The sequence below is a fragment of the Enterococcus sp. AAFC-DPL-5182 genome (genome assembly GCF_058216605.1).
Genome location: NZ_CM177101.1, coordinates 3,307,511 through 3,325,766 on the forward strand (window position 1 = coordinate 3,307,511; position 18,256 = coordinate 3,325,766).

Below are 18,256 nucleotides of genomic sequence, written 5' to 3' on the forward strand. Positions count from 1 at the left end.
TCATTTTTTAAAAGTAAAACCTTCTTCTATCTTTAATTTAGCAATTTTAATTTGAGTTATGATTTTTTTTACTAGATCATCATAATCATTTTTTTCTAGATTCCAATACTGATAAACGTGACAATATTCATCACTTGGTTTCCCACCGTACTTACAATAATCCTTTCTCATTCTAGTAGTATCTCCATTAGTATGTATCTTGTCTTTAAATTTTGAATCTAAATAGTTACATTCACTCAATCTGCTATAAACCTCATCTTCGTTATTAATACCTAGCTTTGAACCTCCACCATAAATTCTAAATGCATTCCCTTCAATTTGAATTCCCAGTCTCCCATATTCGCTATACAGCTGGTTGTCTTTTAATTCTTTATAAACAACAGTTATGGTAGGCTTTTTATTATTAAAGCTAAATTCAGCTATAGGAAAAGACCAATCTCCTTTAACCATTAATTCATCATCCATATCTTTCAAGCAATTATTTATTTTATCCACAAATTCTGAGCCTTTTAACTTTATAAGAATATCTGAAAATCTGATTTCTTCAAGGTCAGGATCAGTATGTATGTATTTACCATTAGAATCCTTAAGTTTCTTTTCAAAAATATAGTTTAAGCAAATGACATCTTCAACATATTGTTCAACATAATCGGAATATTGCATATTCAAATATTTATTTCTAATTTCTAAAATTCTATTAGCTATTTCTATATAACTTAGAAAATCCCAACCATCTAACTCTTCAATGTTTAGGGTCTCTTTTAATCCTGTTAGGATACCTTTTCCGAATATATCTTTCTTCTTTAACTTATGTTCATAGTTTTTTAGTTGTTCCATATTTGGGATAGACTTTATTTTATTTTCTATTACACACACAGATTCGGCACCATTCTCGTCCGAATAAGTAACATATACATCCATTTTCTTTTTTTCTCTTTCAACCGCAATAAAACTGTATCCCCTAGCATAAAATTCAGGCATAAAAACTTCTATATATGGATGCTTACCATCACTTGATTTTTGTTCAAGCAGCCAAGCCCAAAAGTTAGAATGAAAAAGTTCTTTCCCACTTAGAGATATTGCGAATAGAGGTGACTTTTTTAATTCAATAATTTTTTGTTTTACTTTATTGTTAATTGTTTGTTCCATGTTTTCCTCCCGACAAGTAGTTTCTTTATACATTATATCAACCAAAATAAACTTTATAAACACGTCAATTGTAAAATTAGACTAGATAACCACAAGCCAGTAGTAAAGCATTCAAGATAGTTCTATCAAAAGAATTATGGAGCGTAAGTATAAATATTTTATGCCTTTCGTACACCAGACGAACTTATGATGATAAAATCTTATACAAAATTCAGTAATAGCTATTACAAAAAAATGAAAAAAGAATTCTATTTACAATTATAAAAAATAAACTCTATTATTTCACATCAGTTCAAGACTGACAATAGCTACACGCTTTCTCGGTTGAGTTGTTTTCATATTTTTCTCCTTTATAATTGTTGTAGCTGGTTCTTAGAAAAATGCCAATTAATAGTCTTCTGGTAATAACATCGTTTGATGACTACCATCATCGATCGCCCATAATTTTTCAATTTGGAAATCAGCTATCTTTTCCTTTATGGTATAGATATGATGATCAATGAAAAATGGTTCTTCTTGTCGATGAATCACTTCAATTGCTTGGCGTTGATTATCTGGATTGAACTCAAAGATTTGTAAATAGTCTAATTCTGTTTCAGCTTTACTTCTTTTTTTGTCAATCAAATTCCAGCAATATAATTGAATTTCTTTTGGTACTTGTTCGTTCACTCCCTTCGTGATGTAACGATTTTCTTTGTTAACGAACATTATCTTTCCTCCTTAAAACACAAAAATAGACCAACCACCACTTACGATGATTGATCTTCATAGATATAATATATAGTTGTTTACTTCTTTTTTACTTTGTAATCATTAAACTATACTCTCAATAGATAATCATTTTTGATGGAAATATTAAATTCCAAAATGAACTAATAATCTATTCTCGTTCAAAGCATTTTCAGATAGTGAAATAAGCGTATCCAATTGTTTCAATAATTTTTTTGTTTCAATATTTTCCTTTAAATAAACACCATCTTCTACAGATACTTCGGTTGAAAGTTCAATACTATCGGGCGCATTTTCAAATAGATTTTTCCATGATTTTATGATATTCAAAAATTTTTTAATTCCTACTCCATCAAATATAGTAGTCCCATAATAGTTTAATCCTTCTTTTTGATTTGACATATTTTCCCAATGTGACGGAACCCACTTTAGAGAATCGGATAAATAAAGAATAAGATAATCCTCTATTTTTATCATGTGCTTTTTTGTCTCATTATTGTAATCAATATTTTCTTCATTTTTAAAAATTGTAAATTCATGTACTAATGCCATAGAATCCTATCTCCTTTTAAAATAATCATGTTTTTCCAAATGAAATAATAGAACCATCTGGAGCTAAATCAATATATTTTCCATTTTTTCTATATCTTCGAACTCCTGGAGTAGCTCCACCTACATTAGATGGTTTAACTCCTTTTTTTACAGTTCGAGCAAATTCTGCGGCTTTTCTCTTATATTCATCTATAGTGCTTGCTCCAACTTCATCTCCATGTTTTTTAAAATGTTTTTGAACATTCAATTCAGACGAGGCTGTACCTCCTGCACCCCATTCACCATTTTTATTAGTATAGCTATTATCTTCATAGGAATAGCCATTTCCTAAACTATTCCATGCACTAGTAAATACTCCTGCACCATGGCCCGCTACTGCAAGACCACTTGCATTAATTGCAGGAACTGCAACTGTACCTACACCACCTGAAAAGAAAGTGGAAGCTGCTGAACCTCCAAATGCCCACAAACCACCACCAAAAAATTCTGCTCCGCCTTGAACTAATGAAGATAAATCCGCCACGAATTGTCCGACAGCATAGCTTTGTTTTCCGTCAAATTCTGCACCAAATTTTCTTTCCCCAAACCATTCATTTAGTAACGATTTTCCATTATTATTTGCTAATTGATCAATAAACCCTGAGCCGAATCCTTTAATCATATCAAAATTTTTCGTTCTAATCGATTCTTGTAATGTACTCGTTAATTCAGCATCAAATTTTCCATCAACATACACACCTAGCACATTACCATAGTCATCAAATTTTGTCGTGATTTCTTGATTAGCAAGATTATACGCTTTTATTTTTGCATCTATTTTTTCTTGTCTATCTTTCCATCTGTTACTAATAGCTTTTGCCCAGTTCATATCTAACTTACTGATATCAAAAGTCCCTGTAGAGGCATTCCACGCTTTACAATCCTTTACTTGATTAATCGCTGTATTCAATTCTTGTTGAGAAGAATTATATTCACTAAAAAAGCTTGTTGACTGAGCGCTGTATGTCCGTAATTTCTCCAGTTTTTCTTTTCTCTTTTGCATGGCCTCATAAGCGTTCATAGAACGTCTTTCTAAGTCTGGTCGAGGTCTTTTCGCATCCCGAATCAAGTCGTCAATCGTGTGTAATAACTCTTGATATTGATCAATCTCTGCTTGAATTTTGTCCTCATCTATATCTTCTCCACCTACAGTAGCTTGATATTCACTTACAAATTTCTTATGCGCATTGGTAAAAGCTTCCGCAGTCATGATAATGGACTGCCCAATGGGCGCATACGCCACCATAAAATAATTTTTAGCCGAATCATAGGCTTTACTGGATAAAGGCGCAGATAAGAACAGTTGGATGCTTTGTTGTAAGGAAGACACAGCTTGTTGTGCTTGACTACTAACTTGTGTTGCTTGTGAACTTCTAGCTTGTGCTTCTGACACAATAAATTTAAGTCCCATTCGACATCTCCTTCTCTTCTGTTTTTAAGAAGTTTCGATGTGCTGAACGAACCGAGTCTTCTTTTTCTAACAAAGTTTTACGGTCTTGCGCTAACTGTTCTTGTTCCTCTTCAAATTCTTGTAATGCTTGTCGTGATAAGTGAAAACTATCATCCTGTCGTTCCTCGAAAAAAGCTCTCTCTTCTGATTCTACTTCATTTAGAGATTCCTGATAGATTCGTTGTTCTTGTTGTTGTAACGCATAGAACCGTTCTTGCAGTTGTTCAATAAACTGTTGGTCTTTCTTATTATCTCGTTGGGCTTCTTGAAGTTCTTCCAGTTGATTTCGAAACTGGTAGTTTTGATCGTCAAAACGTTGTTGCGAAGTTAACGTCATTACCTTATCCCTCCAATTGAAAGAGTAGGTAACTGCGCAATTTTTTGGTCAATGCGTTCAAATTCTTTCGCAACAGAATTTATATTGTCCCCTGCTTTTACAATGCTGTTAGAGACACTTTTTAGACTAGATTGAAAGGTTGAAAAACTTTCAATCGCAGTGCTATTACCAGCCACGTTGATTTGTCCAGAGCTGACAGAAACGGATATTCTATTTAATGCACTAGCTGATTGACTAAATGAGGCTGAAACCCCACTGGCAATAGTAGAATTACTATTAATCGACATGCTGTACTCTCCTTTTTTTAACAAGTCATTAACTTTGTGTCTATTTAAATTTACCAAAGAGCATATCTATTTTCTATACTTTTTGTTAATAAGCAAAAAAATATCCCTACTTATGATACGGTTCTACGTATCATAAGTGAATGATATCTTCAATATTCATTTCTACCAATTCCTCTAGCGTTTTGATTAGCTAATGAGTAGGCTACTTGTTACTCTATTAATTTTGAAACAACTATAAAAATTATATTACTTTCTTAAATATCAAAAAATTTTCAAATCGTGTTTATCTATATCTCTCATAATAATTTCTAGCCTTTTCCTAATGGATCTGAAAAATAATAGTATAGAACTTTGATTCTGATGAGAGAATCGAATTCAGTGTATCTAATAATGCTTTTATCTTTGATTGAGAGCAAGAAAAACCTAAATAAAGATCGACCAAATTATTAATAAACTTCAATTGAACAAGCAAATGTAAATTATCTGACGGGTTAATGAGCTCATTACAAACAGACAGAGTTTCTTTAACTGTAGTATAGCTTTTTTCCTATACTATTCAAGTAATTGGGAATCATGATGATCTACTTCTTAATGTAATAGTCCTATTTGAACACAAATTAGACCAACCATCACTTAAGATGGTTGATCTTCTTAGATATAATATATAGTTTTTTTATCGGAAATGTCCATCAAGCGATTTTATCCTCTTAGTCGCTTCTCTTATAGTAGAATAGATACCCTATTCCTCGTACCGTTTTAATATAACTTGGTGCTTCACAAACAGGATCCAGTTTTTGACGAAGATGGAAGATGATATTACTTACTCGATAGTTAATCTCCTTATATTTCCCAGCCCATAAGCCCATATTTATTTCTTCATACGTGACTGTTTCATTTGGCTGTTCAAGTAATAACGATAGGGCTTTATACTCTAGCCTTGTTAAATCGACTTCTGTTTTCCCTTCAACTAGTACACTGCTATTGGTTGGATTGAGTGCTAGAATTAATTCTGGTTCTTCTCTGATAGAGGAATGGTCTAACAATGGATGCTTTGTATTCTTTTCTTTTTTGTGTCGATTTAACGCATTATTCATCATCAGAAACCATTCTTCTGGTATTTGTTCTTTATTCGTCACACCATCTGCTCCAAGCCTTAGATACACTAGACGATTCTTACTATTTTGTTCAGTTGTCCAGACCCAAATCAAGGGTTCATTTTGTTCTTTCATTTGAATCATTTTTTCACAAATTTCCCCTACTTCTTCTTTTCCTTCATCTAAAATAATAAATAAATCAAAATTTTTTTCCTCGTCCATTTCTTCATTTAATTTAAGCATCTCTATGTGCCATTCTTTTGGACTGTATTTTTCCCAGTAATTGATGTACTCTTCTTCACTTATACTACCCTCAATTCCTACATAATACATCTTGCCCTCTCTCCCTCTCCTGTATTTTGCCTTTACACTTTGACTACATTCTTACTATCTTTCTTACTTCTTTTAATTAGTCCGCCTGATCTAAAGGACACATACCGCTTCCTTTACGTCACCTCTCTATTAATTCTATGTATATTCTTTTTTTAATATGTTTGTTTCTTCCTAATTTTTCTCTTAAGAGGATAGTCTGATTGCTAATCCTATGATAATCATCATACAACTATTTCTTTCGTTTATAAAACAAACAAAGTGACGTACCCTTCTCTTTCATTGTAGGTCACTTTGTTTAATTTACTCTTCTGTTATCGTTCATTGCTTACTATTAAATAATCGTGAATCGGTCCTTTATTCCCTTAGATAGGCTTACTTTTGACTAGTCTTCATCGAATACTTCCTGAAAACCTGCATTTAGTAGATTTTCTTCCATTGCATCTACGGGCAGCCCTTTTATACTTTCTAATTGTTCCTCTGTTACAGTCGGATTCATCAGCTTTAATACCTCTTTAAAGTCTTCCCCTGTATAATCGATTTGTACTGTTTCTGTTAACTCTTTTTTAGTCAGCTCAGACATTACGTTTATACTGCTAATCCCTTGGTATTGTGCTTGTGTTGTGCGACTTTTTTCTTCTACTTCTTCTTTTGTTAGGCCCGCTTCTTCCATATCTATTTCCGTTGTCATTACTTGGTAAATTAACAGATCATTCCCTGTTTCTTCCTCTTCTCTCGCATAAAAAGTCGCTCGTATCGTAACCCCTTTGTTTGACAGAACAAAATCTGAATGGTACACATTATCCTCTTCTATAAAATCTGGCATATCTAGCTTTTTTTCTTTTATATCACGATCGGATGACTTGCCTGTTGTCTTTGTTTCTGTCGGTGTAGAGGCTGTATTTGTTGTTTTAGCTGTTCCTTGACACCCCGCTAAAACCAAAGTAATCAACCCGTAAATCAGTATCTTTTTCATTTAATCTCCTATTTCCCTTCAACAGAATAGCTCTGTCGATTTCCTATACTTTTTTTATTCCAATCTATCGGTTATTTAACATGATAGGTTCCTGTCTGTCCATAGTTCCAGCCATAAAAACTTGGGGCTAACTGATCTACAAAATCTGGTTGGGTAAAATAAGTTAGCTAGTGCTCATTATTATCTGAAATAGGTTTACACATCTACAGAACCTATGATAATAAGGTAAAGTCTAGTAACTTAAGTATAGCATCTGCATAAAAAAATAAATTTCTTAATACATTCAGCATATATCCTATGGAAGCACACCAAAATTATTCTGGTTGGCATCCCAGCTATATGGACTAGGTGCCATTATTCTACCAGTTTTAGGCATTAAATAAACGGTCACCCATACTTCTTTAGTTGAACGTAGATCTAAATACGGAGATTCTTTAAGCTGAATTCGTCTACTAGGATCATGATCTATTGTTAACGAATTTCCATTAAAGCTTTGAGTATTCCCATAATATTGATAATATTCAGGTATTGTAACTTGAATTTGAATCCCCGTATCCCCTTCAAACTGTCTAATATAATAACTATCAAAATCACTTTTAGTTACAGTTGGTTTCAGCACCCCAGACCGTGATACCGTACTCACTGATTGTGAAGGTTCCAGTTGGCTTTCTTTAGACTGTTTGTTAAGTAAGTGATAGTAGCCTTTGGTTGGTACTACTAGATAGTAATCCATTGGGTATAGAATCACTTGACGAATATGAATTAAGTTGTAACTCAACTGAGTACTATTTTTCCCTTCAGCTGAGTAGTTTTTCCCATCTTTATTACTTCCTGTTGCCTTAGCAATATTGACCACTTCTAGCGTATTTGTTAAATTTTTCAGTTTTACCGAAAATGTGATGACTTTTTTCTCTTGCTCTGCTAATTCAGATAAGCTATAACTCATACCAGACAAATATCCCTCGTTATCCTTAGACCAAATTGCTGCATCTTCCATTTTTTGCCCATCTACAGATGTTGAATTTGGTACATAACTCACTTCAGTCGGTAAATTATCCTCCAAGGTAATATTTTTCCAAATACCTGCACCTTTTAGATTTTCAAGAGTTATTGTATATTCATAGCGATTACCTAAAACTAAACTAGTCACTGGTTTTCCATCTTTTGTCACCACTTTAGTCACTTTGGGGATTGGTTGCGCATCATTGTCCACAGCTGATTCTTTGTGATCTTTTTCAGTTACATGAACAGAGAATCCTTCTACTTTCGCAATGTTGGTCAACTTTCCTGAAGCCTTCTTAGTAATGACCGCTTGGAATTTGAACTTGTACATTGGTTGTCCCGTATTCACCCCAGGTATGTTGCCTAAGGGGAAATTCAATGTTTGATTTTCAAAATAACTATCTGATATTTTATAAGTATTCATTGTTAAACTACCTGGCACAAATTCTATTCCTTCTGGTAGCGTATCACTTAATTGTGCCTTCTTAACGATAGATTTACCTTCTAAGTTAGCAATATCAATTGTATAGGTTATTGTGTCACCAACCTTTACTACTTGATTATTGATATCTTGCCCATTACTATTCAATACTTTTTTTACAACCTCTAATTTTGGAGCTTTCGTGATACCAACGCTTTTATTCTTCACTAAATTAAGAGCGCTAGTTGCGGTTTCAATACTTATTTTAAAGCTTTTTGTATAATAAATGGGAGCCTTTTCCGTACTTGGGTCGACTCTATTTGTAGGGCGTCCATAAGGATCCTCAGCTTCAGGTAACAACGTGATGTACTCATTACGGCTATTTAACTCGCCTAAATTAAAGCCAACTTGATACTCACCATCTACAACATCAGAAAATAGATATGCCCCCTCTTGGTTCGTTACAACCTCAGTCAAATCGACTCCTTTACTATTTTTTGTAACCAATTGTCGTTCCCCCTCAACCAGTCGATAGAGAGATACGGGAACATTAGGATATGCATATTGGCTGCTAGCCTGAGTAGATATCCCTGCATAAGCAGGATCCCAAAAGGCTACACCGCTGATATCATTTTGTACTGTTGATACCTTTGATACATTACTATCAACTTTTGAATTCATAGCGGAGTTGGCACCTACAGTATTGACGTAAACATCCCCACTTTGGTTATTATCTGCCTGAACAGTAAGTTTAACTGATTGTTGCATACCACCTTGTCGTAAACTTGGAACAGGGTCTACTATGTGAACGAATATAGCGGTTGTATCTACTGGTAAAGCGCCTGACGTATATACTTTCCAATCACCATTTGTTAAGTCAATTTCATTTGGATCTGTAGAACGACGAATCATCTGATTAGATGTATAATAAATTATGATATCATCACGCGTTTTTTCTATATGTTTAACCTGATACGTTCCATGATATTGACTTGATTCTTCACCATTTTTAGGTAATACATCTAGAATCTTAATATTTTCTTGTGCGCCTGTAGTTCTCACTTGTGTCAATAAAGTATACGTAAATGTATCATTCAAACCTATAAACTCCCGATTGCTACTTTTATTTATCGTCCAGTCTTGTTGCCCCCAATAAACTATATTACTGGATGATAGCTCTGGCAATTGGTAATCAATGCCATCATCCACTTTTACCTTCATTTTATAATTTTTTACTCCATACTGCGAAAAATAATCATCGAATACTTCAATTGTTTGGGTAATTTTATAGGTAAGATTGATCGTATATATCTTAGTAAGTTCACCTTTCAAATCTGTATCAGTTGTAAGAACTCCTGTCCACTTTAAGAGTTGTTTATTCCCTACCATCGTTATCTCTGGTTCCAGACTATCAGCTTCAAAGTCTGCCCCAGAAAAGCTTGCCGTATCTGGTTTGTAGTGTTCTCCTGGGGTTAACTCTGCTGTAAATGTCATTGGTTTTTTTTCACCCAAACTAGCGGAGGTCACTTTAGCTTGAAAGCTAGCAGTTGGTTGCGCCTTTTGATACTCTTCTAAACTAAGATAAGTCGTACCAAGAAAAAATGCTTGCTCTAGTTTACTACTTTTTACAAATACGCTATCTTGATCATAAAGAAAATCTTTAGTCGTTTTCGGCTTTTTAATCTCACCATTTCCCGTAATAGTACCTAATACATCTCGACTGCTGCTATCACTTTCAATCAGTTTTGTTTTCTCTAAATCCTTATAACCACTTCGATAAGTAGCGACACTTGCTCTTGTCCCATCTTTCGTATAGGCACCAGTAAATGCAGGCCTTCCATAGATATTACTATTTGAGTTGAAGGAACTAGTTATCCGGCGATCACTTTCAGTGCTATAATTAACTGCCGTGATAGAACCCATCAAATTAGCCTCATATGGTGTATTATACCAATCATAATGATCAGCACGATAGGCTACTAATTTTTCAGGACTATAAGCACCAGGCCCTTCATTTTCTTTCTTTAAAACACCATAACGAACAACAGCCTTTGCCCAACCTTCTCCTTTTCCTGTTTCTTCATTTAATATCGTATAGCTTGGAGTACCAGTGACCGAAACACTCTCAAATAATCCTTTGGTAAATTTAACTAGAGTTTCAGGTGCTACTAAATGCCTTCCATCGTACGTATTTGGTTTCAGAGTGATCAGATCACTTACATTATAAATACCATCTGCAGTATTATTTTTATCAAATGTAAAACCTTCAGCTAATTTAGGGGATGGGGTCCAGCTTGGTGGTAATGGTTCATCTTCTAATTTTATATAGATTAAATTCCCCTCTTTAGCGTTATTCTTTGCCATAACTTCACGACCATTAAAAGTCATTGCATCTGCCGCAAAAAATTTAAAATTTAACCCCTTTGGTTTTTGATAACGATCTATCGGCAAACGTAGATAAAATTCCCCAGCAACAATATCCTTACTTAGGTTATTGAATGGCTGACTAGTTTCATATTCAAATTTTTTCATAGGAAATTCAACACTTATCTTTCCTGTCCCATCTTCAGTTATGACTGGTAATGATTGGTACTCTCCATAATAGGATGTGTGTCGTGAAGTATATTCAATACTGCTCAAATAATTCCACTTAGGGTTACCTGGAGCATAATAAGAGGCATATTTATCAATACTTCCTTTCATAGCAGAATGAAGGTAGACTCCTCGAGGATAACCAAATCGAAACACTTCTGGCACCCGCTCTCCTGGTTCATAAGGTTCATATTTAGATGAACCATCTGCTACCTTTATAGCAGAATCAAGTTCAAATCGAAAAGTATTGTCCTGTCCCTCTTCAATAACAGGGTACGCTAGCCCTGCCATTTCTCCCCCAACACCAGAAACATTCATCCCTTCTTTTGGAGCCATATGTATGTGAATTCCTAAAGTTGTAATCAGCCCATTTGGGTCATCTAATGTATTCGTTAACTTATTAAAAGTTTCTAATCCACTACTCTCACCGTATTGTAGTTCGTTAGGTAGTCCATTAGATGGTCTATGATTTGTTTTAATCTCTGCAGTATAGTTTTCCACACTGGAAACCGATATTTCTGGAATATCTTCTTCAAACGGAATCCACTCCTGTTGATTTTCAGGAACCACTTGATCGCCATAACCTGAGACAGCAATAGAAAATTTAGGTTTAATTTGAAACCCGTGGATGCCAAAATAATTTTTTATATCTATTTTTATTTGAGTAAGGGAGCCTGTTCTGGAAATGATAAAGTTATCATATTGAATGTAATCATTTCCTTCAAAACTAGATGTACGTGTAATTGTATTTTCTGATACAAATTGTTTATACGGTATCGCCGCATCATTGATTTCACTTTTTACTCGTACTTTTAAATCCTCATATTTTTGTCCATCTTTTGATGCCGCATTTACACTAAAAAAATAGGTAATTGTATCATTTGATCTAACAATATTATTTGTTCGTGAAGAGTCATAGCCTGGATTATCACCATAAATTACTGATGTAATATATTGACCAGTAATAACATTGGCTTCGGCTTGTACATCAAAGCGAAACTTATTTAAAATGATCGGATTTTCATCATCATTTGCTGATATTTTTTCAGATGGCTTTAATACAATAATACCTAAAAATAAAATACAGATACTGATAAGTATTCCTAACCGCCATTTATTCTTAAGCCTTTTTGATCTTAGACTTTTCATTCCCCTTATCCCCCTATTTATCGAGTAACCTTTCCTAATTGTTCAAAGAATACCTATGTAACTATTTCATAAACTAATTTTATATTCATCAATAAAATAATTTAAACCATTGACTAACACCTTATAATTATATTTTTATCTACTCAATTTTTCATACAAAAATAGTTGCTCTATTATATTAATAAATACCTATATTATTAAAACTATTCTTAATAGCTAAGCGTTCTTTATTCTTCAATAATTACAGTTGCTCCATTGGACTTTACTTCAATCTTATCCATCTCATTAGATTTTTTTTCTATATTAGGCTCATGAGTCAGTTTTTGTTTTTTCTGTATAACAAAAAAAGTGATACTTAATGTAAAAATAAGTGCCGATACAATGATTAGGATAAGTTTCCAATAACGAAGAGCAACACCAATTTTTTTTTCTTTATTTGTTTTTTTCATCACTTTTCTCCCTACTATGGGTTAGATGCTTTCCAAATCTCATCTAACTTAGTTTTAATTACTTTTTGACTGGGTGAGAGCGATTCTCCATGCCACCAAGCAATCTCAAAAGCATCACTTTGTGCGCTGATCCCTTCGGTCTTTAATTCTAATTTAAATTGTATATCTTGATATTCTTCTTGACTTTCAGCTGGAATAGTTAATGAAACTGTTTTAAATAAGAAAGGGGTTGTCTCCTCTTTTTTTAATGCTGCTAAATAGTAGTAATAGCCATCATCGCCTGACATCCACACGTTTTTATCTACTATATCTAAAGTCACTTTAGGCATTTCACCATCAGAATTGGCAACTAAGATTACGCTCTCATCTGCTGTAATACTTCGCATAAAGGTAGGCATTGCCAATACACGCACAAAGGCAGCTGCATTTGCTTTATTGGTTACAGCTACTTCTTGTTTATATGTCTGATTATTTTCTAATAAAATAGGTTGATCAAATTCATTTTCTAACTGAATTTTAAAATCCGATTGTTGACTCAACCACTCTTTATCATCTCGTGCACTTATTTCTGCTCCAGTATCATCCATTCTAATACTTGCCAAAAGCAGCATAATAAACATGAACAATACTAAAATAGCCATTTTTATCTTAAATGATTTCATGTCTATCCTCCTTTTCTGCTTAATATAGCTTCCCAACAAGCATTTTATATGCTTCATTAGATGGATCTAATTGCCATAATGTTAAGGCATTTTTAGACTGGGTATACGCTAAAACATCTCCATTGAGTTGATATAACCTTCCTTTTAGATAGTTGGGAATATCTGCTGGGACTGCAATTGAGCTCAATAAAATTTGACTTTCTTCTCCTGGTTGAATTACTTCTGAATAATAGAAATAGCCATCTTCATATAACCAATAAGCAGACTGACTTTCTTCTTCCAGTGGTACGGATAACTTAATGTAAGCCTGATTGAAATTTAAATCCAAAAACGGCATTGGTCTTGATGAAAGTTGCTTATAATCAATTTTTGCTGATAAGCGATTACTTCCTCGATAATAGCGGCCACTATCTTTGGCAGTCTCTATGGTATTACCACGTTGCCATGATGTAACATCATTTAGCTTAATTGGCGTACCAGGCTCTGTAATCTCTTTTATATTTCCATTCCCTGATAAATCTATTGTATTTATCTCAAATAACAACATCACTTCTTCTAAAGAAACTCTGACAACTGCTGGACTCTCTGAGATATTCGCCACTGCTATATTTTTTTCTACAACTGTGCTAGGTACCCATTCAAAAAACGGCAAAAAATCACCAGTCAATTTTACAGCTAAAGGTTTTGATTCAAAACGGTTCGTACGTTCTTCTGCTCTCGTATACCAAGAGTATGTACTTCCAAGAAGCATCACAACGCTATATAATAGGGTTATGGTAATGATAAATCTTTTTGTTTGCCGCGATTGTTTCTTTTTTTTACCCCGTATCATATTTTGCTATCCCCTTTTCACTATTTTAACTCGGTTCCTCTTTTCGTTTCTTTATAATTAATAAAATGATGACGATTAAAAATAATCCTGCACAAACTTTATACAAAAATCCTGACCATTCCTCACCAGTTTGAGGTAGTAAACCTCTCCACCCAGAGTCCTTGATAGATTTCTTCGACTTCTTTTCTTGTTTCATTTCTTTTGATGCAATAAAATTCCAGATAATTTTTGCTTCATTTGATTCTTTAAATGCCTCTTGTTTGATAGTTCCTGGCAAAAAGAAAGTCGCTTTAATGTCCATCTCTTCACCAAAACCTATATCACCTAATTTTAAAGGCATTTTCGACCAGTCAAACTTTCCATCTCCAACTAAGTCACCCTGATACAAAATAGTTTTATCTTTTTCAATCTTTACTTGTATTTCTTTATCTAAACGAAGTTTTCCTTTTAACTCTTTCGTTGTACTAGTTAATTCCAACTTCATCGGACTATCTTTAAGAGTATTTAAAATTTTGATCTCTTTTATGTAGGGGATTCCCTGTTTCATTTCACTTATGTCAACAAAATATTTACCATTTTCCTGAACAAATAATCCATCACTATCACCAATAATTAAACCCGCAGGGAGCTCATCAGCTGATGCAACTGTTCCTAAAAAAAAGAGACTTATCAAACAAATAACAGAACCTAGCCATTTTTTTAAATTTCTTCTCATCAGTTTTCTGACCTCCCTTTTCGGTTTAATTTTTACTATAGAATTTTCTCACTATAGGTTCTTAGAAAGCAGCCTCTTTAGATAACATGTCATATACCATGTCTCCTGCTTTATAGCCCCACTCTTCAGTGATTGCTTCTTTAATATTAGCAATTGCATTTAATTCAACGTTCAAATCAAATCGAATACCTGAATATGCGTCACCTGCATCACCTGATAAATTAAGTTTTTTCATTAATTGAGCAGTTGTAGTACCTGATGTTAGTTTTCCAACATAGTAGAAGAAACCATCAGCTTTGTTATAGAACCATTTACCCTTGCTAGCTGTAGCTGGATCCATATCACTGGCAATCGCAGCAGTATTGTAATCAATTGTAATCATTTTTCCATTATCCATTGCATAGTCAGCTTGGATATTTCCAATTACGTTCCCCTCTGTTAAAGTTGGCATAGCTGCTGGAAAATTAACATCATCTGATGGAACAACAGCTGGGTTTAATTCTGTATAATCATAAGGAACACCGTATGCCGTTCCAGATTTTCCAAATAATGTATTTTTATTATCTGCCCAATCTTTAGCAATACGTTCTCTTCCATGATAAGTAAAATATTTTACATCTGATAACTCATATGTGCTTGTAGCACTATTAGCTTCTGTAACTGCTAATCCTTTAACTGTTCCTGATACCTTTTGATACTTCTCTACACCAGCATCTTGATATACATAGTACATAGCATATTGACCAGTAACTTTCCCTTGAGATACTGATTCAGCTCTTTTAACAACTAAATTTCCTGGAATAGTAGAACCATCCGCCATTTGTATATTTGCTGTTGAAATAGTACTCCACTCAGGGCCAGAAATAACTCCAACTGAATACTCTACAGGGTAAATAACTTCTGTTGCTGCTGAAGGATTATCAACTGTAGGAGTTGCTGTTTCTTTATGTGCACCACCGTTAGAATATATTTCTAAGACTTCTTCATAAGATAAACGAACAAATACGTCTTGTTTCCCAGTATTTTGAACTGCAACTTCTTTCGTTTGATCTGTGCCTGCTGGCCACGTATCTACTGGTGTAAAATTCTCCCAGATTGATACTGTTCCATCTGCTAAAGCCTCTGTCTTGAAGCGGTTAATTCGCTCATCATTATACTTTGTCCAAGCAAACGTTCCACTTAATGATGCGATAATTAAGAAAGACAATGCAATCCATAACCCAGCTTTTTTCTTTTGACTATTTGTTTTCATCTTTTTCATTTTAATGAAAACCTCCTTATTATATTTATATAAACTTCTTAGTAAGAAGAAGTTGATAACTTTTAATTTCGTTGTCTTTTCTTTTTATTAGATGATTTAGATCCAACTTTCTTTGGTGGACTATTAAAGTAAAATCTGATAAAAAAGAAAAAACCAAACACACAAAACAGGAAAACAAGACAAACAATAAAATTATTTCGGAAAAACTCTAAAATAATACCAACTTTAGGTATAACCATTACTACTTTCCCTACTATTCTATCCGCAGGTATTGGTGGATCATCGGTATTGTTTGCATCACCTTTTGTTACAATATAATCTCCCTCTTGACCATTCAACTCTGTCAATTTTTCACGTAAACGGTGAGTTAAAAATGACTGACCATCTTCTCCAGCTGTAAATGTAACAATATCATCAACTTGAGCATCTTTTCCATCCATCATCTTTACAATCGTTACATCCCCTGCGTAAAAGCCTCCAGGTAAAGAGTCTTTTTGCGGAACCATAGAATTAGTAAGAACATTGTAGAATCGATAGCCAAAATATGACTTATTTACATCTTTATTAAGAATAAACATAGTAGAGAATAGCAAGATAGCAACAATAACTACATAGTACATAAAGTTACTAGCGGCTTTCATTAATTTGACTGTCCGCTTTGAAAAAATTGCTTGCTTTTTATTAGATTGTTTTTTACTACTTATTTTTTTTCTCTTTTTTTGCGACTTAGTATTTTTTGTAGTAACTCCTTTTCTCTTTGTTACTTGCTGCTTCATTCTAAAAAATCCTTCCATTTTCAATAATAATTAATTTAGTGATACCTCTGAGAATGACTAAGCATGCTCTTACCATAATCCCTCTCAATTGTTATCCTTATGAATTTAGTTCCTATTCATGTATAATAGCTTTTGACCTTAGGTTATTCAGATTATAGTTTCCCTATAAATGTTTCTTAGAAGTATTCCTTCTAAGAAAAAGTGTCTATTTCAGTAATGTAGACAGTCTTTTATTCTGTCAGTGACCATTTTTTGACGACTATTATTTACTTATTAGCTTAGAATACGTAGCCGTGTATCGAGTAATGAGATGGCTTGTTCTCTCGTTTCCCATAACGAACCTGCATAGGTATCTAATGTCATTTTTGTGGATTTATGCCCCAATAGTTTACTCAATGTCGCACTGTCGATGCCTTGTTCAATACAGCGTGTCGCAAAGGTATGTCTCAACGCATGAAAGTGAATCATTTCCAGATTCGCTTGTTTGGCGATTTTTTTGAAATGATGATTGATCAACCTTGGTTCTACAAATTTATCTTTGTTGCTAATCACAAATTGGCTTGTGCTCTGTTCTTTCATCCTCTTTAAATAGGTGCCCAAATTTGAGGCAATCGGCAGGGTTCTAATCGAGCTTTCTGACTTCGGTGTCCCGAAGATTATTTGGGTTTTTGTTTGTGAATTTGGAATGGAAACACGCTGAAGCGTTCGTTTAATACTAATCGTCCGATTTTCTAAATCAATATCAGCCCAAGTCAATCCACTAATTTCACCAATTCGAAGGCCCGTGTATAAAGAGAGAATGATCGCAGAACAAGTGGTTTCTTTCATCGCAAGCTCTTCTAATCGTTGTTGTTGTGTTCGTGTTAATACCGTGATTTCTTTCTTTTTTATTTTTGGAGCGGTCACTGTATCACAAGGGTTCTCCATAAGGACTTTTTCTAAACAGGCTTTAGACAATGCACTTTTTAAAATAATATAAATCGTGTGAATACTTGTCGTACTGAGCCCTCTATTCGATAATGTTTTTAAAAATAATTCGATCTCTCCATCGGTGAGTTCCACTAATTTCTTCTTTCCTATTAAGGGGAAAATATGTTGCTTCATTTTTGCAAGATACGCGGCCTGAGTGGATACCTTTATTTGATCGCAAATCAATGTATTCACCCAATAGTTTAACCACTCTTCAACCGTTCCTTGAAAAAGCAAGCGATCAGAGGTAACATAACTGTATTTGCCTTTGAGTTGTTCCAATCGTTTCTTTACTTCGCTATATTTACTATCGTATATATAGCCGTAAATGATTTTTCCTTGTTCATTTCGAGCTTTTTTGTACCGGCCTTCCCAACGGCCATCTTTGCGTTTATAGATATTTTCACCTTTTTTAGTAATAAGAGTTCCCTTCTTTCTATTTTTTTGACGGTAAATTTGACGGCTAAAAAAGATTATTTCGGTTT

At 33.9% G+C, this 18,256-nt stretch carries 16 protein-coding genes; all 16 read right to left on the minus strand.

Annotated features, from left to right (window positions below):
* Entirely contained in the window at window positions 1-1,149 is a 1,149-nt protein-coding gene (locus tag AC4BB7_RS15570; RefSeq protein WP_490483620.1) for a PD-(D/E)XK nuclease family protein, read from the minus strand.
* Between the two features lie 387 nt (window positions 1,150-1,536).
* Window positions 1,537-1,857, minus strand: a complete 321-nt coding sequence (locus tag AC4BB7_RS15575) for a DUF960 family protein (RefSeq protein WP_490483621.1) — start codon at window positions 1,855-1,857, stop codon at window positions 1,537-1,539.
* Window positions 1,858-2,004: 147 nt separating this feature from the next.
* Window positions 2,005-2,430 carry a hypothetical protein gene (locus AC4BB7_RS15580; RefSeq protein ID WP_490483622.1) on the minus strand — a complete coding sequence of 142 codons (426 nt, stop codon included), beginning with the start codon at window positions 2,428-2,430 and terminating at the stop codon, window positions 2,005-2,007.
* Window positions 2,431-2,455: 25 nt separating this feature from the next.
* A complete protein-coding gene (locus AC4BB7_RS15585; protein ID WP_490483623.1) occupies window positions 2,456-3,880 on the minus strand; it encodes an LXG domain-containing protein in 1,425 nt (474 codons plus the stop codon).
* A complete protein-coding gene (locus AC4BB7_RS15590; protein WP_208930124.1) occupies window positions 3,870-4,256 on the minus strand; it encodes a DUF3958 family protein in 387 nt (128 codons plus the stop codon). The genes AC4BB7_RS15585 and AC4BB7_RS15590 overlap by 11 nt, the downstream gene beginning before the upstream one ends.
* Window positions 4,256-4,543: a TIGR04197 family type VII secretion effector gene (locus tag AC4BB7_RS15595; protein ID WP_025871987.1), complete on the minus strand. Its 288-nt coding sequence runs from the start codon at window positions 4,541-4,543 to the stop codon at window positions 4,256-4,258. Before AC4BB7_RS15595 ends, AC4BB7_RS15590 begins: the two co-directional genes overlap by 1 nt.
* Before the next feature lie 707 nt (window positions 4,544-5,250).
* Complete coding sequence (locus AC4BB7_RS15600; RefSeq protein ID WP_490483624.1) at window positions 5,251-5,970, minus strand: winged helix-turn-helix domain-containing protein; 720 nt, start codon at window positions 5,968-5,970, stop codon at window positions 5,251-5,253.
* A gap of 382 nt (window positions 5,971-6,352) precedes the next feature.
* On the minus strand, window positions 6,353-6,943 hold the full coding sequence (locus tag AC4BB7_RS15605) for a DUF1307 domain-containing protein (RefSeq protein ID WP_490483625.1): 591 nt from the start codon (window positions 6,941-6,943) through the stop codon (window positions 6,353-6,355).
* A gap of 295 nt (window positions 6,944-7,238) precedes the next feature.
* Window positions 7,239-12,107 (minus strand): isopeptide-forming domain-containing fimbrial protein, encoded by a 4,869-nt coding sequence (locus AC4BB7_RS15610; protein WP_490483626.1) that lies wholly within the window; start codon window positions 12,105-12,107, stop codon window positions 7,239-7,241.
* A 227-nt stretch (window positions 12,108-12,334) separates the two neighbouring features.
* Complete coding sequence (locus AC4BB7_RS15615) at window positions 12,335-12,556, minus strand: hypothetical protein (RefSeq protein ID WP_490483627.1); 222 nt, start codon at window positions 12,554-12,556, stop codon at window positions 12,335-12,337.
* A 14-nt stretch (window positions 12,557-12,570) separates the two neighbouring features.
* Window positions 12,571-13,218, minus strand: coding sequence for a hypothetical protein (locus AC4BB7_RS15620; RefSeq protein WP_490483628.1), 648 nt, complete (start codon window positions 13,216-13,218; stop codon window positions 12,571-12,573).
* Between the two features lie 19 nt (window positions 13,219-13,237).
* A complete protein-coding gene (locus AC4BB7_RS15625) occupies window positions 13,238-14,050 on the minus strand; it encodes a hypothetical protein (RefSeq protein WP_490483629.1) in 813 nt (270 codons plus the stop codon).
* A 25-nt stretch (window positions 14,051-14,075) separates the two neighbouring features.
* Window positions 14,076-14,765 (minus strand): hypothetical protein, encoded by a 690-nt coding sequence (locus tag AC4BB7_RS15630; RefSeq protein ID WP_490483630.1) that lies wholly within the window; start codon window positions 14,763-14,765, stop codon window positions 14,076-14,078.
* Between the two features lie 61 nt (window positions 14,766-14,826).
* Window positions 14,827-16,026: a hypothetical protein gene (locus AC4BB7_RS15635; protein WP_490483631.1), complete on the minus strand. Its 1,200-nt coding sequence runs from the start codon at window positions 16,024-16,026 to the stop codon at window positions 14,827-14,829.
* Window positions 16,027-16,088: 62 nt separating this feature from the next.
* Window positions 16,089-16,802 (minus strand): signal peptidase I, encoded by a 714-nt coding sequence (locus AC4BB7_RS15640; RefSeq protein WP_490483632.1) that lies wholly within the window; start codon window positions 16,800-16,802, stop codon window positions 16,089-16,091.
* Window positions 16,803-17,075: 273 nt separating this feature from the next.
* Window positions 17,076-18,191 carry a tyrosine-type recombinase/integrase gene (locus tag AC4BB7_RS15645; RefSeq protein ID WP_490485160.1) on the minus strand — a complete coding sequence of 372 codons (1,116 nt, stop codon included), beginning with the start codon at window positions 18,189-18,191 and terminating at the stop codon, window positions 17,076-17,078.
* Window positions 18,192-18,256: the final 65 nt, after the last annotated feature.

Excerpts from the sequence above, each read along its gene's own strand:
- AC4BB7_RS15590 (WP_208930124.1), bottom strand. The coding sequence starts at position 4,256 with ATGACGTTAACTTCGCAACAACGTTTTGACGATCAAAACTACCAGTTT.
- AC4BB7_RS15570 (WP_490483620.1), bottom strand. The coding sequence starts at position 1,149 with ATGGAACAAACAATTAACAATAAAGTAAAACAAAAAATTATTGAATTA.
- AC4BB7_RS15610 (WP_490483626.1), bottom strand. The coding sequence starts at position 12,107 with ATGAAAAGTCTAAGATCAAAAAGGCTTAAGAATAAATGGCGGTTAGGA.
- AC4BB7_RS15625 (WP_490483629.1), bottom strand. The coding sequence starts at position 14,050 with ATGATACGGGGTAAAAAAAAGAAACAATCGCGGCAAACAAAAAGATTT.
- AC4BB7_RS15585 (WP_490483623.1), bottom strand. The coding sequence starts at position 3,880 with ATGGGACTTAAATTTATTGTGTCAGAAGCACAAGCTAGAAGTTCACAA.
- AC4BB7_RS15635 (WP_490483631.1), bottom strand. The coding sequence starts at position 16,026 with ATGAAAAAGATGAAAACAAATAGTCAAAAGAAAAAAGCTGGGTTATGG.
- AC4BB7_RS15640 (WP_490483632.1), bottom strand. The coding sequence starts at position 16,802 with ATGAAGCAGCAAGTAACAAAGAGAAAAGGAGTTACTACAAAAAATACT.
- AC4BB7_RS15630 (WP_490483630.1), bottom strand. The coding sequence starts at position 14,765 with ATGAGAAGAAATTTAAAAAAATGGCTAGGTTCTGTTATTTGTTTGATA.
- AC4BB7_RS15615 (WP_490483627.1), bottom strand. The coding sequence starts at position 12,556 with ATGAAAAAAACAAATAAAGAAAAAAAAATTGGTGTTGCTCTTCGTTAT.
- AC4BB7_RS15575 (WP_490483621.1), bottom strand. The coding sequence starts at position 1,857 with ATGTTCGTTAACAAAGAAAATCGTTACATCACGAAGGGAGTGAACGAA.
- AC4BB7_RS15620 (WP_490483628.1), bottom strand. The coding sequence starts at position 13,218 with ATGAAATCATTTAAGATAAAAATGGCTATTTTAGTATTGTTCATGTTT.
- AC4BB7_RS15595 (WP_025871987.1), bottom strand. The coding sequence starts at position 4,543 with ATGTCGATTAATAGTAATTCTACTATTGCCAGTGGGGTTTCAGCCTCA.
- AC4BB7_RS15605 (WP_490483625.1), bottom strand. The coding sequence starts at position 6,943 with ATGAAAAAGATACTGATTTACGGGTTGATTACTTTGGTTTTAGCGGGG.
- AC4BB7_RS15580 (WP_490483622.1), bottom strand. The coding sequence starts at position 2,430 with ATGGCATTAGTACATGAATTTACAATTTTTAAAAATGAAGAAAATATT.
- AC4BB7_RS15600 (WP_490483624.1), bottom strand. The coding sequence starts at position 5,970 with ATGTATTATGTAGGAATTGAGGGTAGTATAAGTGAAGAAGAGTACATC.